Annotated in this window: 16 protein-coding genes; 8 read left to right on the forward strand and 8 right to left on the reverse strand. The window is 69.6% G+C overall.

Annotated features, from left to right (window positions below):
- Positions 1-13: 13 nt before the first annotated feature.
- Positions 14-1501 (forward strand): efflux transporter outer membrane subunit, encoded by a 1488-nt coding sequence (locus MKD38_RS03385; RefSeq protein WP_252674645.1) that lies wholly within the window; start codon positions 14-16, stop codon positions 1499-1501.
- On the opposite strand, the gene MKD38_RS03390 is transcribed toward MKD38_RS03385, so the two are convergent.
- A complete protein-coding gene (locus MKD38_RS03390) occupies positions 1498-2400 on the reverse strand; it encodes a LysR family transcriptional regulator (protein ID WP_252674646.1) in 903 nt (300 codons plus the stop codon). The genes MKD38_RS03385 and MKD38_RS03390 overlap by 4 nt on opposite strands.
- A 108-nt stretch (positions 2401-2508) precedes the next feature.
- Between MKD38_RS03390 and MKD38_RS03395 the strand changes: the two genes are divergently transcribed.
- The 7 genes from MKD38_RS03395 to MKD38_RS03425 all read left to right on the forward strand — a co-directional run bounded on the left by MKD38_RS03395 (position 2509) and on the right by MKD38_RS03425 (position 9181).
- A complete protein-coding gene (locus MKD38_RS03395) occupies positions 2509-2973 on the forward strand; it encodes a PACE efflux transporter (RefSeq protein WP_252674647.1) in 465 nt (154 codons plus the stop codon).
- A 153-nt stretch (positions 2974-3126) separates the two neighbouring features.
- The gene (locus MKD38_RS03400) at positions 3127-4380 is read left to right on the forward strand and encodes a flavin-dependent oxidoreductase (RefSeq protein WP_252674648.1); all 1254 of its coding nucleotides are present in this window, start codon (positions 3127-3129) and stop codon (positions 4378-4380) included.
- 43 nt (positions 4381-4423) lie between these two features.
- Positions 4424-5575 (forward strand): ABC transporter substrate-binding protein, encoded by a 1152-nt coding sequence (locus MKD38_RS03405; protein WP_252674649.1) that lies wholly within the window; start codon positions 4424-4426, stop codon positions 5573-5575.
- Positions 5572-6159, forward strand: coding sequence for a MarR family winged helix-turn-helix transcriptional regulator (locus tag MKD38_RS03410; protein WP_252674650.1), 588 nt, complete (start codon positions 5572-5574; stop codon positions 6157-6159). The genes MKD38_RS03405 and MKD38_RS03410 overlap by 4 nt, the downstream gene beginning before the upstream one ends.
- A gap of 51 nt (positions 6160-6210) precedes the next feature.
- On the forward strand, positions 6211-7845 hold the full coding sequence (gene dacB, locus MKD38_RS03415) for a D-alanyl-D-alanine carboxypeptidase/D-alanyl-D-alanine endopeptidase (protein ID WP_252674651.1): 1635 nt from the start codon (positions 6211-6213) through the stop codon (positions 7843-7845).
- A 188-nt stretch (positions 7846-8033) separates the two neighbouring features.
- Entirely contained in the window at positions 8034-8858 is an 825-nt protein-coding gene (locus MKD38_RS03420; protein ID WP_252674652.1) for an AzlC family ABC transporter permease, read from the forward strand.
- The gene (locus tag MKD38_RS03425) at positions 8855-9181 is read left to right on the forward strand and encodes an AzlD domain-containing protein (protein WP_252674653.1); all 327 of its coding nucleotides are present in this window, start codon (positions 8855-8857) and stop codon (positions 9179-9181) included. The genes MKD38_RS03420 and MKD38_RS03425 overlap by 4 nt, the downstream gene beginning before the upstream one ends.
- 34 nt (positions 9182-9215) lie before the next feature.
- Here the strand turns inward: MKD38_RS03425 and MKD38_RS03430 are convergent, their stop codons facing one another.
- From MKD38_RS03430 to pgk, 7 genes are all read right to left on the reverse strand, one after another.
- The gene (locus MKD38_RS03430; protein WP_252674654.1) at positions 9216-10205 is read right to left on the reverse strand and encodes an L-threonylcarbamoyladenylate synthase; all 990 of its coding nucleotides are present in this window, start codon (positions 10203-10205) and stop codon (positions 9216-9218) included.
- A 39-nt stretch (positions 10206-10244) separates the two neighbouring features.
- Positions 10245-11489, reverse strand: a complete 1245-nt coding sequence (locus MKD38_RS03435) for a 5-(carboxyamino)imidazole ribonucleotide synthase (RefSeq protein ID WP_252674655.1) — start codon at positions 11487-11489, stop codon at positions 10245-10247.
- Positions 11490-11530: 41 nt separating this feature from the next.
- Positions 11531-12028 (reverse strand): 5-(carboxyamino)imidazole ribonucleotide mutase, encoded by a 498-nt coding sequence (gene purE / locus MKD38_RS03440; RefSeq protein WP_252674656.1) that lies wholly within the window; start codon positions 12026-12028, stop codon positions 11531-11533.
- 81 nt (positions 12029-12109) lie between these two features.
- Positions 12110-13018, reverse strand: a complete 909-nt coding sequence (locus MKD38_RS03445) for a phosphoribosylaminoimidazolesuccinocarboxamide synthase (RefSeq protein ID WP_111518501.1) — start codon at positions 13016-13018, stop codon at positions 12110-12112.
- 103 nt (positions 13019-13121) lie between these two features.
- Positions 13122-14186, reverse strand: a complete 1065-nt coding sequence (gene fba / locus MKD38_RS03450; protein WP_018008879.1) for a class II fructose-bisphosphate aldolase — start codon at positions 14184-14186, stop codon at positions 13122-13124.
- A 50-nt stretch (positions 14187-14236) separates the two neighbouring features.
- Entirely contained in the window at positions 14237-15673 is a 1437-nt protein-coding gene (gene pyk, locus MKD38_RS03455; protein ID WP_112773703.1) for a pyruvate kinase, read from the reverse strand.
- Between the two features lie 91 nt (positions 15674-15764).
- Positions 15765-15937, reverse strand: a 173-nt coding sequence (gene pgk, locus MKD38_RS03460) for a phosphoglycerate kinase (RefSeq protein WP_252674673.1), incomplete at its 5' end; no start/stop codon positions are given.

Here is a 15937-nt window from a genome sequence, read left to right on the forward strand (position 1 = left end):
GCAGAGATTCGCCATGACCGCTTTTTCCCGCCTGCTGACCCCTGCCCTGCCGCTGGCGTGCACGCTGCTGCTGGCAGGCTGCGCCGTCGGCCCGGATTACCAGCGCCCCGACGCCCCGGTGTCCGCGGCCTTCAAGGAAGCCGACGCCGCCACGCCCGCCTGGACCGGCGACTGGAAGCCCGCCGAGCCGCAGGATGCGCTGGCGCGCCCCGACTGGTGGACCGTGTTCGGCGATGCGCAGCTCGACGCGCTGATGGCCGAGGTGCAGATCTCGAACCAGAACATCAAGGCCGCCGAGGCCCAGTACCGCCAGGCGGTGGCCTCGCTGCAAGCGGCCCGCGCGGGCTTCTTCCCGCTGGTCGATGCGCAGGCCGGCGCCTCGCGCGCGCGCAATGCCAGCGGCAACACGCTCAACGGACAGAGCGCCACGCTCGGCGCGACCTGGGAGCTCGACGTCTGGGGCCGGGTGCGGCGCCAGGTCGAAAGCAGCGAGGCCAGCGCGCAGGCGAGCGAGGCAGACCTGGCCTCGACCCTGCTGTCGACGCAGGCCACGCTGGCGCAGAGCTACTTCCTGTTGCGCGTGGCCGATGCGCAGAAGGCGCTGCTGGACCGCACCGTGGCCGACTACCAGAAGTCGCTGCAGCTGGTGCAGAACCAGTACGCGGCAGGCACCGCGCAACGCTCCGACGTGCTGCAGTCCGAGACCCAGCTCAAGAGCGCGCAGGCGCAGCAGATCGACATCCAGATCACGCGCGCGCAACTGGAACATGCCATCGCCGTGCTGGTCGGCAAGCCGCCGGCGGCGCTGGCGGTGGCCGCCGGCGAGTTCCGCGCCGCGCCGCCGCGCGTGCCGGCGGCGGTGCCGTCGCAACTGCTGGAGCGCCGCCCCGACATCGGCGCGGCCGAGCGGCGCATGGCCTCGGCCAATGCGCAGATCGGCGTGGCGCAGGCGGCCTACTACCCGACCCTGTCGCTGTCGGCCAGCGGCGGGCTGACCGCCAGCACGCTGGCGCGCTGGATGTCGCTGCCGGACCGGATCTGGTCGATCGGCGGCGGCCTGGCCGGCACGCTGTTCGACGGCGGCGCGCGCCGCGCGGCCAAGGCGCAGGCGGTGGCGGCCTACGACCAGACCGTGGCCAACTACCGCCAGACCGTGCTGGGCGCGTTCCAGGAAGTCGAGGACAACCTTGCCGCGCAGCGGCTGCTGGAACAGGAGGCGGTGGTGCAGAACGACGCGCTGCGCTCGGCGCGCGAGGCGCTGGCGCTGGTGAACAATCGCTACCGCGCCGGCACCGCCGGCCTGCTCGACGTGCTGACGGCGCAGACCAGCGCCTACACCGCGGAACGCACCGCGCTGTCGATCACCGGCCGCCAGTACACCGCGGCGGTGGTGCTGATCAAGGCGCTGGGCGGCGGCTGGCACGCGCAGCCGGCGGGTGGTAGCGGCAGCGCAAGCACCAGCGGGGAAACCGCCGCGCCCGCCACCGTCGGGCAGCGCTAGGCGCTGCGCTGCGGCGCGCTCGGCAGCGGCTGCGCGCAGATGCGCTCGCGCAGCCAGGTGGCGGCCTTGCCCAGCGGCCGCTGCTTGTGCCAGACCAGCTCCATCGCCACCGGCCAGTCCTGCTGCTGGAACGCCAGCGGCGGCGACACCAGCTGCGCCGCGGCCGGCGAATTGGCGACCACGTGCCATGGCACGAAGGCCCAGCCCAGTCCGCGCTTGACCAGCTCGACGATCACCCACTGGCTTTCCACCCACCACACGTCGGCGGCCACGCGCAGGCGCATCTTTTCCTCGCTGTCGGTGCGGGTCGCGACCATCAGCTGGCGGTAGCGCTTGAGTTCTTCCCAGTCCACCCGCTGCGACGCCAGCGGATGGTCGGGCGCGCACAGGATCTGCATCGGCATCCAGCCGAGCGCATGGAAGCCCAGCTCCGGCGGCAGCACCTCCTGGCGCCACATGATGCCGAGGTCGGCACCACCCTCCAGCACCAGCCGGCTGACGTCCTCCATCAGCGGGAACAGCAGTTCCAGCTCGACCGCCGGGAAGCGCCCGGAAAACTCCACCAGCAGCGCGCCCAGCGTTTCTTCCGGATAGAGCTCGTCGACCGCCAGCACCAGCCGCGTCTCGACACCCTCGCCCAGGCTCTTGGCGACGCCGCGGAAATGCTCGCAGCGCTCCAGGATCACGCGCGCCTCGGCCAGCAGGCGCTCGCCGGCCGGGGTCAGCACCGGGTAGCGGCCGCTGCGGTCGAACAGCGCGTTGCCGGCATCGATCTCGAGGTTGGACACGGCCGCGCTGACCACCGACTGGGCCTTGCCGAGCCGGCGCGCGGCGGCCGAGAACGAGCCCGTGTCGGCGGCCGCGACAAAGGCCTGCAATTGCTCCAGCGAGAGACTCATACGTATCTCCGCCCCCTCATGTATCTGTTAAAGCGATGGTATCCAACTTGGCAATCCCTGCCCAGCAGATAGACTAGGCCCCATCGTCTTTGCCAGCAAGGAGAAACCATGCGCAAAACCTGGGACCGGATCCGCCATGCCGTTGGCTTCGAGGTGGTCGGCCTGCTGATCTTCGCTCCGCTGGCGAGCTGGGCCTTCGGCTATGAACTGCACCAGATGGGGCTGATCGGCGCGGTCGCCTCGCTGATCGCCACCGGCTGGAACTACCTGTACAACGTGCTGTTCGACAAGGGCATGCTGCGTTTCACCGGCCAGCTGCGCAAGTCGGTGCCGGTACGCGTGCTGCACGCGCTGCTGTTCGAACTGGGCCTGCTGGTGGTGTTCCTGCCGTCGCTGGCGTGGTACCTCGATATCAGCCTGGTCGACGCGCTCATCATGGATATCGCCGTGGCCGGCTTCTACATGGTCTACGCGCTGGTCTACAACTGGCTCTACGACATCGTGTTCCCGGTGCCGTCGCTCAAGGCCCAGGCCACTTCCCCAGCCAAGCCGGAAAGCGCCGCGCTGGGCTGAGCGCGGGTTTTTCCCGACCCCGGATGCCAGCTGCCGGGGTCTTTCCCGTCTTGCCGCCACCGGCCGAATCGTTATACTCCATAACAAATTCGATCCGCCGGCGGCGGCGCCCTGCGCGTGGCCTCCGGCACGACCTGTACGCGGGGAGACACCATGAAGATCGCAATCGCCGGGGGCGGCATCGGCGGCCTGACGCTGGCGCTGCTGTGCCACCGCCACGGCATCGAGGCCGAGGTCTGGGAGGCCAGCGAAACGCTGCGCCCGCTGGGTGTGGGCATCAACCTGCTGCCGCACGCGGTGCGCGTGCTGTCCGAACTGGGCCTGCGCGATGCGCTCGCCGCGATCGCGGTCGAGACCTCGTCGCTGTCGTACTACAACAAACTGGGCCAGCGCATCTGGCATGAGCCGCGCGGGCTGGCCGCCGGCTATGACTGGCCGCAGTACTCGATCCATCGCGGCGAATTCCAGATGTTGCTGCACCGCACCGTGGTCGAGCGCCTTGGGGCCGGCGCGGTCCATACCGGCCACAGCTTCGAATCCGTGCTGGACACCGGCGCGCATGGCCAGGCGCGCTTCGTGCTGCGGCGCCGCGGCGACAACGCCGCGGTCGAGTCCAGCGCCGACGTGCTGGTCGGCGCCGACGGCATCCATTCGGCGGTGCGCCGCCATTTCTATCCCGGCGGCGACCTGCCGCGCTTCTCGCGCCGGCTGCTGTGGCGCGCGGTCACCGAGGCGCCGCCCTACCTGGACGGCCGCTCGATGTTCATGGCCGGGCACCAGGACCAGAAGTTCGTCGCCTATCCCATCTCCGAACCGCTGCGCCGCCAGGGCCGCTCGCTGGTCAACTGGATTGCGGAACTGCGCGTGCCCGACAGCGTGTCCGACACCCCGCCGCGCAGCGACTGGAACAAGCAGGTCGACAAGTCGGTGTTCCGGGCGCAGTTCGCCGGCTGGCGCTGGGACTGGATCGACATCCCCGCGCTGATCGACGGCGCCGAGGCCATCTACGAATTCCCGATGGTCGACAAGGACCCGCTGCCGCGCTGGACCTTCGACCGGGTCACGCTGCTGGGCGACGCCGCGCACCCGATGTACCCGATCGGCTCGAACGGCAGCGCCCAGGCCATCCTCGACGCGCGCTACCTGGTCGACAGCCTGCTCGGCAGCCGCGACACTGCTTACGCGCTGCGCGAATACGAGGCCGAGCGCCTGCCGCGCACCGCCGGCATCGTGCTGCGCAATCGCATGAACGGGCCCGAGCAGGTGATGCAGCTGGCCGAGGAACGCGCGCCGCAGGGGTTCAGCGACATCGACCAGGTGATCCCGCGCGCGGAGCTGGAAGCGATTTCGCTGCGGTACAAGCAGCTGGCGGGTTTCGACCGGCAGTCGATGCAGGGCAAGGCGTAAGCTTGAAAACACATAAGATCATTCAGCTTCGAGGAGAACCACCATGGCGTCCCACATCCCTGCCAGGCGCACCCGCCTCGCACTCGGCATCGCCCTAGCCTTCACCGCCGCCACCGCGCTCGCCGAGATCACCGTCGGCGTCAGCCTGTCGACCACCGGCCCGTCCGCTTCGCTCGGCATCCCGCAGAAAAACTCGCTGGCCTACCTGCCGCAGCGGATCGGCGGCGAGCCGGTGCGCTACATCGTGCTGGACGATGCCTCTGATCCGACCCAGGGCGCCAAGACGGCACGCCGCTTCGTCGCCGAGGACAAGGTCGACATCATCCTGGGCTCATCCGCGGTGGCGCCGTCGATCGCGATTGCCGAGGTGGCCGACGAAGCCCAGACCGTTCAGCTGGCGTTCTCGCCGATCGAGCTCAAGCCCGGGCGCGGCGCATGGACCTTCCGGCTGGCTCAGCCGGTGCGGCTGATGGCCAATGCCGTGGCCGCCACCGCCAAGACCCAGGGCGTCAAGACCATCGGCTTTATCGGCTTTGCCGATGCCTACGGCGAGACCTGGCTGAAGGATTTCACCGCCGCCGCCACCGCCAACGGCATCCGCCTGATCGCCACCGAGCGCTACGGCCGCGCCGACACCAGCGTGACCGCGCAGGCGCTCAAGCTGATCGCCGCCAAGCCCGATGCCATCCTGATCGCCGGCGCCGGCACCGGCGCCGCGCTGCCGCACACCACGCTGCGCGAGCGCGGCTACGGCGGCACCCTCTACCAGACCCACGGCGCGGCCACCAAGGACCTGATCCGCATCGGCGGGCGCCTGGTCAACGGCGCGATCCTGCCCGCCGGCCCGGTGATCGTGCCGGAGCAGCTGCCCGCCGGCGATCCGGTGCGCAAGCCCGGGCTGGACTACGTCACCCGCTATGAAAAGCAGTACGGGGCCGAGACCCGTACGCAGTTCGGCGCCCACGCCTACGATGCCGGGCTGGTGCTGGAGCGCATCGTGCCGGTGGCGCTGAAGCAGGCCCGTCCCGGCACGCCGGCCTTCCGCCAGGCGCTGCGCCACGCGCTGGAAACCGAGCGCGACATCGTGGTCTCGCACGGGGTGCTGAACTTCAGTGCGCAAGACCACTATGGCTTTGACCAGCGTGGTCGGGTTATGGTGACAATTGAGAACGGCAACTGGAAACTGCTCAAATGATTCCCGACGCATCCGGCACCCCGCCCGCCACCCCCGCGCGGCGGGCTCGCACCGCCGCAGCCCCCGCGCGGCGCAGGACGCGCGATGCGCTGGCGCCCGACCCGGCCGCCGGCGACGGTACCGACGCCGGCTTCGACCCGCATGTGCCGAACATCGACTACGGCGTGCTCGACAACCTGGTCGGCTACGCCATCCGCCGCGCGCAGATCCGCATCTACGAAGACTTCGTGCAGTCGCTGGCGCAATGGCAGATCACCCCGCCGCGCTTCTCGGCGCTGGTGATCATCTCGCGCAACCCGCACCTGAAGCTGACCGAACTGGCGCAGATCCTGGGCATCGCGCGCTCCGGCGCGGTGCTGCTGGTGGATGCGCTCGAGGCCATGAAGCTGGTGGCGCGGCGCCCCGCCGCGGGCGACCGGCGCGCCTACAGCCTGGTGCTGACCCCGGCCGGACGCCGCACGCTGGAAGCCGCGACGCAGGCGGTGGTGGCGCACGACGCCCACGTCAGTTCGGCGCTCAGCGAAGCCGAGCAGGCCACGCTGAAAGCGCTGCTGGCACGGCTGGCGCCGCCGCGCGCCGGCTGAACCGCGGCGCCGTCGTAACTGTCATCCGATTGCGGACGGCCATGCGTTAACATGGCCGCCATGCCAAGAACCCTCGCCGCGCCCACCGCAGCGCGACCCGGCGCGCTGCCGCGCCGCCTGTCGCTATTGCTCTCGCCCCTCCTTGCCGCCGTGCTGCTGGCCGGCGGCCCGGCACTGACACCGGCCTACGCCAAGCCGCCCACCAAGGCGGCCAAGGCGACCAAGGCCACCAAGCCCGCCAAAGCGTCGAAAGCCGGCAAAGCCGCCGCCAAGGCCGCCACCAAGGCCGCCGCCGATCCGGCGCTGGTCGGCGCCGGCGTGCCCGCCCCGGTGGCCGCGGCCCTGCGCCGCGCCGGGGTGCCGGCCGCGGCGGCCAGCTTCTACGTGGTGCGGCTGGGCGACAGCACCGCGCGCGCCAGCTGGAACGCGCAGCAGCCGATGAACCCGGCGTCGACCATGAAGCTGGTCACCACCTTCGCCGGCCTGCAGCTGCTCGGCCCCGACTACCGCTGGCAGACCTCGCTCTACGCCGACGCGCAGCCGGGCTTCGACGGCACCGTCAACGGCAACGTCTACCTGCGCGGACATGGCGATCCCAAGCTGGTGCCCGAGGAAATGGCCAAGCTGGTGGCGCGGGCGCGCGCCGCCGGCGCCAGCACCATCAACGGCGACCTGGTGCTGGACCGCAGCTACTTCGCCGATGGCCTGGACAGCAACGGCACCATCGACGGCGAGGTGCAGCGCGCCTACAACGTCGGGCCCGATGCGCTTCTGTACGCCTTCAAGACGCTGTCGTTCACGCTGACGCCGGACCCGGCCTCGCAGACCGTGGCGGTCAGCGTCACGCCGGAGCTGGCGCAGCTCAAGCTGGACAACCGCCTCACGCTGACCAACGGCCGCTGCGGCGACTGGCAGAGCAGCGCCAGCCCGACCGTGCTGCCGCAAGCCGATGGCACCGTGCTGGCCTCTTTTTACGGCGACTATGCCAGCGACTGCGGCGAGCACGTGCTCAATATCGCCACGCTGTCGCATGCGGAATTCACCTGGGGCGGCTTTGTCGCCGAGTGGCAGCGCGCCGGCGGGCGCTTTGCCCGGCTGCCGGCGCTGCGCAGCGGCAAGGTGCCGCGCGGCGCGGTGCTGCTGGCGCGCCACCACGGCCTGCCGCTGGCGGATATCGTGCGCGACATCAACAAGTTCTCGAACAACGTGATGGCGCGGCAGCTGTTCCTGACCCTCGGCGCCGAGATGGATCGCGGCGGGCCCGCCAGCACCGGGCGCTCGATCCGCGTGGTGCAGCGCTGGCTGGCGCGCCAGGGGCTGGACATGCCGGGCTTGGTGCTGGACAACGGCTCGGGCCTGTCGCGCGCGGAACGCATCAGCGCCTATGACATGGCGCGGCTGCTGCAGCAGGCTGCGGCCAGCCCGGTCGGGCCGGTGCTGATCGACTCGCTGCCGGTGCTGGGCGTCGACGGCACGCTGCGCAACCGCCTGACCCGCGCCAGCGCGGCCGGCAGCGGCTACCTGAAGACCGGCACGCTGGCCGATGTGCGCGCGCTGGCCGGCTATGTCGATGCGGCCGAGGGCGGCCGCTACGTGGTGGTGAGCATGATCAACCATGCCAACGCCGCGCAGGCGCAGGAGGCGCACGACGCGCTGCTGCAGTGGGTGTACCGCGGGGCACCCTGATGCCGCCCGGGCCGGGCCACGCCACGGCGCCGTGGCCTGCGGCCAACGCCGCGGCGGCATTTTGTTAAGCGCTCGCTTACCAGCCCGCCATCCCACCCTATAATGCCAGGGTGCCGGCCGCGTCCTGCGGCGGCAGCCTTCCGGGCCGGCCTTCGGCCCCGGGCCGCATCGCCCCCGCTTCCTCTGACATGACTTCCCGACAACCCCCGGTGTGGTTGCGCCTCTGGCATCGCTTCGCACCGGCCGAACGCGCCGGCTTTATCGACGGCGCGCGCCGCTTTGCCCCGTCCCTGCCCGCGGTATTTTCCTGGGGCCTGGTCACCGGCGTGGCCATGAGCAAATCCGTGCTGACCGTGCCCGAGGCCATCGGCATGTCGCTGCTGGTCTACGCCGGCTCGGCGCAGCTGGCGGTGCTGCCGCTGTTCGCCGCGGGGCTGCCGCTGTGGACCATCTGGCTGACCGCGGCCATGGTCAACCTGCGCTTCGTCATCTTCAGCGCCGGCATGCAGCCGCATTTCAGCTACCTGACGCTGGCGCGGCGCACCGTGCTGGGCTTCTTCAACGGCGACCTGCATTTCGTCTACTTCCTGCAGAAGTACAGCACGCCCGGCTATGAGCCGGGCAAGGAAGGGTACTTCTGGGGCATGGCCCTGACCAACTTCTGCATGTGGCAGGTGTCGTCGATCATCGGCATCGTGCTGGCGAGCCTGTTCCCCGACAGCTGGGGCCTGGGGCTGGCCGGCACCATGGCGCTGATCCCGGTGATGATCGCCACCATCAACTCGCGCTCGACGCTGATGGCGGTGGTGATTTCCGCGGTGCTGGCGCTGCTGTGCTTCGACCTGCCGTACCGGCTCGGGCTGGTGGTGGCCGTGGTGGGCGCGATCGCCGCCGGCATGGCCAGCGACGAACTGGCCGCGCGTGCCGCGCTGCGCGGCATCCAGCGGCGCAAGCAGGCACCGCTCGCCAAGCCGGCGTCCGAGCCTGCGGACCTTCCGGGAGACCGCGCATGAGCCATACCGAAGTCTGGATCGCGCTCGTCGGCATGGCGGTCGTCACCGTGATCACGCGCGCGCTGTTTCTGATGGCGGGGGAGCACATCACCGTGCCGGACCGCATCCAGCGCGCGCTGCGCTATGCGCCGGCAGCGGCGCTGGCCGCCATCATCCTGCCGGACCTGATGACCTGGCAGGGGCATTTCACCGTGGCGTTTTCGAACTACAAGCTGATGGCCGGGGTGGCGGCGACGGTGTTCTACCTGCTGACCCGGAAGATGGTGGGGATGATCGTGGTGGGGATGGCGGTGTATACGGCGTTGCGATTGTTGGCGGGGTAATGTCGACGGCCGCGTGCCTGGCACGCGCCGGCCCTCACCCCCCAAACGCCGCCGCCGCCCGCTCCAGCCGGTCGCGCACCCCGGCCCAGTCCTGCCCCTCCGGCAACACCTCGAACACCAGCTGCGTATATCCCTGCCGGTCGAGCTTGCGCAGCAGCCGGTACAGCTCCTGCGCATACGCGGCGGCATCGGCAGGCGCCTGCACCCAGGTGCAGCGCTGGTCCGCCAGCGGCGCGCGCCCGACCCATGCCACGCGGGCATCCGCCGGCAGCGCTTGCAGGCGCGCGGCGGCGGCCTGCGCGTCGGCCAGCAGCAGCGGCGTGTGCGGCGCGTAGTGGGCCTTCAGGGTTCCCGAAGCGCGCGGCGCGGCGGCGTCCGGTGGCAGCGGGGCTTCGCCCAGCACCTGCGCGAGCATCCCCACCGTGACCGCGCCCGGGCGCAGCAGCACGGGCCCGATGCCCTGCTCCAGCCGCGACAGGTCGACGATGGTCGATTCGATGCCGACTTCGACGCCATCGCCCTCCAGCACATAGACCGCGTCGCCGAATTCCTCGCGCACATGCTGCGCGGTGGTCGGGCTGACCTGGCCGAACTTGTTGGCGGAAGGCGCGGCAATGCCGCCGCGGCCGCGCTTGAAGCGCGACAGCAGCGCCTGCGCCACCGGATGCGACGGGCAGCGCAGGCCGATGCTGTCCTGCCCGCCGGCGACGGCGGCGTCGATATGCGCGGCGCGCTTCAGGATCAGCGTCAGCGGGCCGGGCCAGAAGGCGTCGATCAGCTGCTGCGCGGCCGCCGGGACGTCGTCGGTCCAGTAGCCGATATCGGCACCGTCGACCACGTGCACGATCACCGGATGGTTCGACGGCCTGCCCTTGAGCGCGAAGATGCGGCCGACGGCCGCGGGATTCTCGGCATCGGCGCCAAGGCCGTAGACGGTCTCGGTCGGGAAGGCGACCAGTTGCCCGGCCTCGAGCAGGCGGACGGCTTCATCCAGTTCGGCGGCCGTGGGCGTGCGCGGCGACATCGTGTTCCTTCAAAAGGTGGCGTGGCGGTCGACGGAAACTCAGAGCGGGATATGCAGCGCCTGCGCGGCCGCGGCGAAGGCCGCGTCGGCGGCTTCGGCATGCTCGCCGATGCAGTTGACGTGCCCCATCTTGCGCGACGGGCGCGCATCGCTCTTGCCGTACAGGTGCAGCTTGGCGCCGGGTTGCGCCATCACTTCGTCCCAGGCCGGGGTGCGTTCCAGGCCGAACTCGAACCACACGTCGCCCAGCAGGTTCAGCATCTTGCCGGCCGAATGCTGGCGCGTGCTGCCCAGCGGCAGCCGCGCCATGGCGCGCACCTGCTGCTCGAACTGGCTGGTCTCGCAGGCGTCCATGGTGATGTGGCCCGAGTTGTGCGGGCGCGGCGCCATTTCGTTGGCGACCAGCGAACCATCGGTCAGCACGAAGAACTCGATGCACAGCACGCCGACATAGCCCATTTCCGTGGCAATGGCGGCAGCCGCGGCGCGAGCGCGCTCGGCGATCTCGGGCGAGACGCTGGTCGACGGCATCTCGGTCGAGAACAGGATGCCGTCGCGGTGCACGTTCTCGGCCAGCGGCCAGGTCGCGGTGGCGCCGTCCGCGCCGCGCGCGGCCAGCACCGACACCTCGTACGCCAGCGGCAACATCTGCTCCAGCACGCACGGCACGTGCTGCATTGCCTTCCACGCGGCGCGCACGTCGTCGCGCGTCTTCACGCGCGCCTGGCCCTTGCCGTCGTAGCCCATGCGCGCGGTCTTGAGGATGCCGGGCAGCACGTGCTCGGGCAGCTGGTCGACGTCGGCGTCGTGCTGGATCACCCAGTGCGGCGCCGTCGGCACGCCGGTGCGCTCGGCGCAGGCGGCAAAGAACTTCTTCTCGCCGATGCGGTTCTGCGCGATCGACACGCAGTAGCCGCGCGGCGCGACGAACGCACCCAGCTGCTCGAGCCGGTCCAGCGACAGCGACGGCACGTTCTCGAACTCGGTGCTGACCGCCTGGCACAGCTTGCCCATCTCGGCCAGCGCGGCCTCGTCGGTGTATTGGGCGCAGATATGCTTGTCGGCGACCACGCCCGCCGGGCTGTCCTGGTCCGGGTCGAGCACGCACACGCGATAGCCCATCGCCTGCGCCGCATGCGTGAACATGCGGCCGAGCTGGCCGCCGCCCAGCATGCCCAGCCACGCGCCGGGCAGGATGGGCGCGTCGGGACGGTCGACGCCGAACTCGGCGCGCGATTCCGGCGTGTGGGCTTCGGAGAGGTGGGGATGGATATCGGTAGGCATTGCTCGGTTCCGTGTGGGTCCGGAGGGTTACAGCGGCAGCATTACAGCGGCAAGGTCATGGCGCGCGCGGCTTCGGTCTGCTTCGCGCGGAACGCTTCCAGCGCGGCAGCCAGCGCGTCGTCGGTAGTGGCCAGCGTGGCGATCGCGTGCAGCGCGGCGTTGGCCGCGCCCGCTTCGCCGATGGCGAAGGTAGCCACCGGCACGCCCTTGGGCATCTGCACGATCGACAGCAGCGAGTCCTCGCCGCGCAGGTACTTCGACGGCACCGGCACGCCGAACACCGGCACGATGGTCTTGGCGGCGATCATGCCGGGCAGGTGCGCGGCCCCGCCGGCACCGGCGATGATGGCGCGCAGGCCGCGGCTGCGGGCGCTCTCGGCATAGCTGAACATGTCGTCGGCCATGCGGTGCGCGGATACCACCCGGGCTTCGAACGGCACGCCGAAATCCTTCAGCATCGCCACGGCGTGCTGCATCACGTCCCAGTCGGAGCTGCTGCCCATGACGACGCCGACCAATGGCTTATCTTGCTTGCTCACGTTTGATCCTTGCTTGTTTGCTGCCCTTTCCCGTGAGGGGAGAGGGCAGCACCGTCGGCTTGCGCGAAGCCGAAGGGAAACTTACTTCAACTCTTCGCCCGTCAGGCGCGTCAGCGCCTCGCGGTACTTCGCCGCGGTCTTCTCGATCACGTCGTCCGGCAGCTGCGGCGCCGGCGCGGTCTTGGGCCAGGGCTTGCCGTCGATGCGCACGGCTTCCAGCCAGTCGCGCACGAACTGCTTGTCGAACGACGGCGGGTTGGTGCCCACCTGGTACGAATCGGCGGGCCAGAAGCGCGACGAGTCGGCGGTCAGCACTTCGTCCATCAGCGTCAGCACGCCGTTGTCGTCCAGGCCGAACTCGAACTTGGTGTCGGCGATGATGATGCCGCGCGTGGCGGCGAACTCGGCCGCTTCCTTGTACAGGCGGATCGAGATCTCGCGCATCTGGCGCGCCAGCGCGATGCCGATGCGGGCCTCGACCTCGGCGAACGAGATGTTCTCGTCGTGCTCGCCCATCTCGGCCTTGGCCGCCGGCGTGAAGATCGGCTCGGGCAGCTTCTGCGCGTTCTGCAGGCCCGGCGGCAGCTCGATGCCGCACACCTTGCCGGTGGCCTGGTAGTCCTTCCAGCCACTGCCGGCAAGGTAGCCGCGCACCACGGCCTCGACCAGGATCGGCTTGAGGCGCTTGACCACCACCGCGCGGCCCCTGACCTGCTCCACTTCATCCGCGGCCACCACGGTCTCGGGCGCGATGCCGGTCTCGTGGTTCGGCACGATGTGGGCGAGCTTGCGGAACCAGAAGTTCGCCATCTGGTTCAGCACGCGGCCCTTGTCGGGGATCGGCTCGCCCATGATGACGTCGAACGCCGACAGGCGGTCGGTGGTGACGATCAGCAGCTTGTCGTTGCCGACGGCGTAGTTGTCGCGCACCTTGCCGTGGCCCAGCAGCGGCAGCGAGTTGATGGAGGACTGGTAGAGAGCGTTGGTCATGATGGTTCCGATAAAACGGCGAAGCCGCCGGGCGCTGGAAGCGTGCCGCGGCGGCCGGAACTGCAAGCCGCCTTCCCCTTGCGCGGAAGGCGGACACGGGACATTACTGCACGACCTGCGCCAGCTTGCCCGACTTGTACTGCTGCGCGATCTCGCTCAGCGCCACCGGCTTGATCTTGCCGGCCTGGCCTTCGCAGCCGAACGCCAGGTAGCGCGCCTTGCACACCTGCTTGGCGGCCTCGCGCGCCGGCTTCAGGTATTCGCGCGGGTCGAACTTGCTCGGGTTCTCGACGAAGAAGCGGCGGATCGCGCCGGTCATGGCCAGGCGGATATCGGTGTCGATATTGATCTTGCGCACGCCGTACTTGATCGCTTCCTGGATTTCCTCGACCGGCACGCCGTAGGTTTCCTTCATGTCGCCGCCGAACTTGCGGATCTCTTCCAGCAGTTCCTGCGGCACCGACGACGAGCCGTGCATCACCAGGTGGGTGTTGGGAATGCGCGCGTGGATTTCCTTGATGCGGTTGATCGCCAGGATGTCGCCGGTGGGCTTGCGGGTGAACTTGTAGGCGCCGTGCGAGGTGCCGATGGCGATCGCCAGCGCGTCGAGCTGGGTGGCCTTGACGAAGTCGGCGGCCTGCTCGGGATCGGTCAGCAGCATCGAGTGGTCCAGCTTGCCTTCGGCGCCGATGCCGTCTTCCTCGCCGGCTTCACCGGTTTCGAGCGAGCCCAGGCAGCCCAGCTCGCCCTCGACGGTCACGCCGATGGCGTGCGACAGCTGCACCACCTTGCGCGTCACGTCGACGTTGTATTCGTAGTCGGCCGGGGTCTTGCCGTCTTCGCGCAGCGAGCCGTCCATCATCACCGACGAGAAGCCCAGGTCGATCGCGGCCTGGCAGATCGCCGGCGACTGGCCGTGGTCCTGGTGCATCACCACCGGGATATGCGGATAGGCTTCGACCGCGGCTTCGATCAGGTGGCGCAGGAAGTGCTCGCCGGCGTATTTGCGGGCGCCGGCCGAGGCTTGCATGATCACCGGAGCGTTGACCTCGTCGGCCGCCTGCATGATGGCCTGCACTTGCTCGAGGTTGTTCACGTTGAAGGCCGGCAGGCCGTAGCTGTTCTCGGCTGCGTGGTCCAGCAGCTGGCGCATCGAAACGAGTGGCATGTCTAACTCCTAAATGAAAATGGGATGTCTCGGTATTCTTCTGTCGGCGCTCAATGCCCCACCCTGACGATCTTCAGGGTGTTGGTACCGCCCGGCTGTCCCATCGGTTCGCCGATGGTCAGCACGATGAAATCGCCCCGCTGCACCACACCTTGCGCCAGCAGCAGCTCCTCGGCCTGCTCCAGCGCGGTATCGCGGTCGGTGCTCGACTGCAGCGGCAGCGGCACCACGTTGCGGTAGAGCTGCATCTTGCGCTGCGACGCCAGGTTGGGCGTCATCGCGTAAATCGGTACATGGATGCGGTGCCGGCTCATCCACAGCGCGGTCGCGCCGGAATCGGTCAGCGCCGCGATCGCCTTCACCTGCAAATGATAGGCGGTGAACAGCGCCCCCATCGCCACCGACTGGTCGATGCGCGAGAAGGTCTGGTTCAGGAAATCGGTGTCGAGCTGCACCACCTCGGACTTCTCGGCCTCGATGCAGACCGCGGCCATGGCCTCGACGGTCTCGACCGGATAGCGGCCGGCGGCGGTCTCGGCCGACAGCATCACGGCATCGGTGCCGTCCAGCACGGCGTTGGCCACGTCCGAGACCTCGGCGCGGGTCGGCACCGGGTTGACGATCATGCTTTCCATCATCTGCGTCGCGGTGATGGTCAGCTTGTTGGCCTCGCGCGCCAGCCTGATCATGCGCTTCTGCAACGCCGGCACGGCGGCGTTGCCGACTTCCACGGCGAGGTCGCCGCGCGCCACCATGATGCCGTCGGAAGCCTGCAGGATTTCTTCCAGCACGCCCGGATGGATGGCCTCGGCGCGCTCGATCTTGGCGATCATGCGGGCCCGGTGGCCGTGCGGCTGGCCGGCCACGGCGGCCAGCTGGCGCGCCATTTCCATGTCGGTGGCGTTCTTGGGGAAGCTCACCGCGAGGTAGTCAGCGCCCAGGGCCATGGCGGTCTTGATGTCTTCCATGTCCTTGGCGGTCAGCGCCGGCGCCGACAGCCCGCCGCCCTGGCGGTTGATGCCCTTGTTGTTGGACAGCTCGCCACCCACGCGCACGGTGGTGAAGATCTCGTTGCCCAGCACGCGATCGACCACCAGCACGATCAGGCCGTCGTTGAGCAGCAGCAGGTCGCCCGGGCCGACGTCGCGCGGCAGGTCCTGGTAGTCCAGGCCGGCGCGCTCTTCGTTGCCAAGCTTGCAGCTGGAATCGAGGATAAAGGGCTCGCCCGCCTTGAGCAGGACCTTGCCGTGCTCGAACTTGCCCACGCGGATCTTGGGACCCTGCAGGTCGGCCATGATGGCGACCTCGCGCCCGCATGCCTGCGCCGCCTCGCGCACCAGCCGGGCGCGGTCGAGATGGTCCTGGGCGGTGCCGTGCGAAAAGTTCAGCCGCACCACGTCGACCCCCGCCGCGATCATGCGCGTCAGGATTTCCAGCGAGCTGGAGGCGGGGCCGATGGTGGCGACGATCTTGGTGGAACGGGTCATGCGGGGTTTCCTGGTTTCAGCGCTCGATGGCCCGACGGCCGGTTGGCGCGACCGGCGGGCCCACGGCTCCGCCAGGCGCGGGGCGGATGCGTCAGCCTGCGGCGCGCTGCTCCAGCACTTCGAAGGCGGGCAGCGTCTTGCCTTCCAGGAATTCCAGGAATGCGCCGCCGCCGGTGGAGATGTAGCCCACGCGGTCGGCAATGCCGTACTTGGCGATGGCGGCGAGCGTGTCGCCGCCGCCGGCGATCGAGAACCCCTTCGATT

It is taken from the genome of Cupriavidus sp. WGlv3, from assembly GCF_023952475.1.
GTDB classification, from domain to species: domain Bacteria; phylum Pseudomonadota; class Gammaproteobacteria; order Burkholderiales; family Burkholderiaceae; genus Cupriavidus; species Cupriavidus phytorum.

Bases quoted from the DNA above. Each gene is read 5' to 3' on its own strand.
- MKD38_RS03385 (WP_252674645.1), top strand. From the start codon at position 14: ATGACCGCTTTTTCCCGCCTGCTGACCCCTGCCCTGCCGCTGGCGTGC.
- MKD38_RS03390 (WP_252674646.1), bottom strand. From the start codon at position 2,400: ATGAGTCTCTCGCTGGAGCAATTGCAGGCCTTTGTCGCGGCCGCCGAC.
- MKD38_RS03395 (WP_252674647.1), top strand. From the start codon at position 2,509: ATGCGCAAAACCTGGGACCGGATCCGCCATGCCGTTGGCTTCGAGGTG.
- MKD38_RS03400 (WP_252674648.1), top strand. From the start codon at position 3,127: ATGAAGATCGCAATCGCCGGGGGCGGCATCGGCGGCCTGACGCTGGCG.
- MKD38_RS03405 (WP_252674649.1), top strand. From the start codon at position 4,424: ATGGCGTCCCACATCCCTGCCAGGCGCACCCGCCTCGCACTCGGCATC.
- MKD38_RS03410 (WP_252674650.1), top strand. From the start codon at position 5,572: ATGATTCCCGACGCATCCGGCACCCCGCCCGCCACCCCCGCGCGGCGG.
- dacB (WP_252674651.1), top strand. From the start codon at position 6,211: ATGGCCGCCATGCCAAGAACCCTCGCCGCGCCCACCGCAGCGCGACCC.
- MKD38_RS03420 (WP_252674652.1), top strand. From the start codon at position 8,034: ATGACTTCCCGACAACCCCCGGTGTGGTTGCGCCTCTGGCATCGCTTC.
- MKD38_RS03425 (WP_252674653.1), top strand. From the start codon at position 8,855: ATGAGCCATACCGAAGTCTGGATCGCGCTCGTCGGCATGGCGGTCGTC.
- MKD38_RS03430 (WP_252674654.1), bottom strand. From the start codon at position 10,205: ATGTCGCCGCGCACGCCCACGGCCGCCGAACTGGATGAAGCCGTCCGC.
- MKD38_RS03435 (WP_252674655.1), bottom strand. From the start codon at position 11,489: ATGCCTACCGATATCCATCCCCACCTCTCCGAAGCCCACACGCCGGAA.
- MKD38_RS03445 (WP_111518501.1), bottom strand. From the start codon at position 13,018: ATGACCAACGCTCTCTACCAGTCCTCCATCAACTCGCTGCCGCTGCTG.
- fba (WP_018008879.1), bottom strand. From the start codon at position 14,186: ATGCCACTCGTTTCGATGCGCCAGCTGCTGGACCACGCAGCCGAGAAC.
- pyk (WP_112773703.1), bottom strand. From the start codon at position 15,673: ATGACCCGTTCCACCAAGATCGTCGCCACCATCGGCCCCGCCTCCAGC.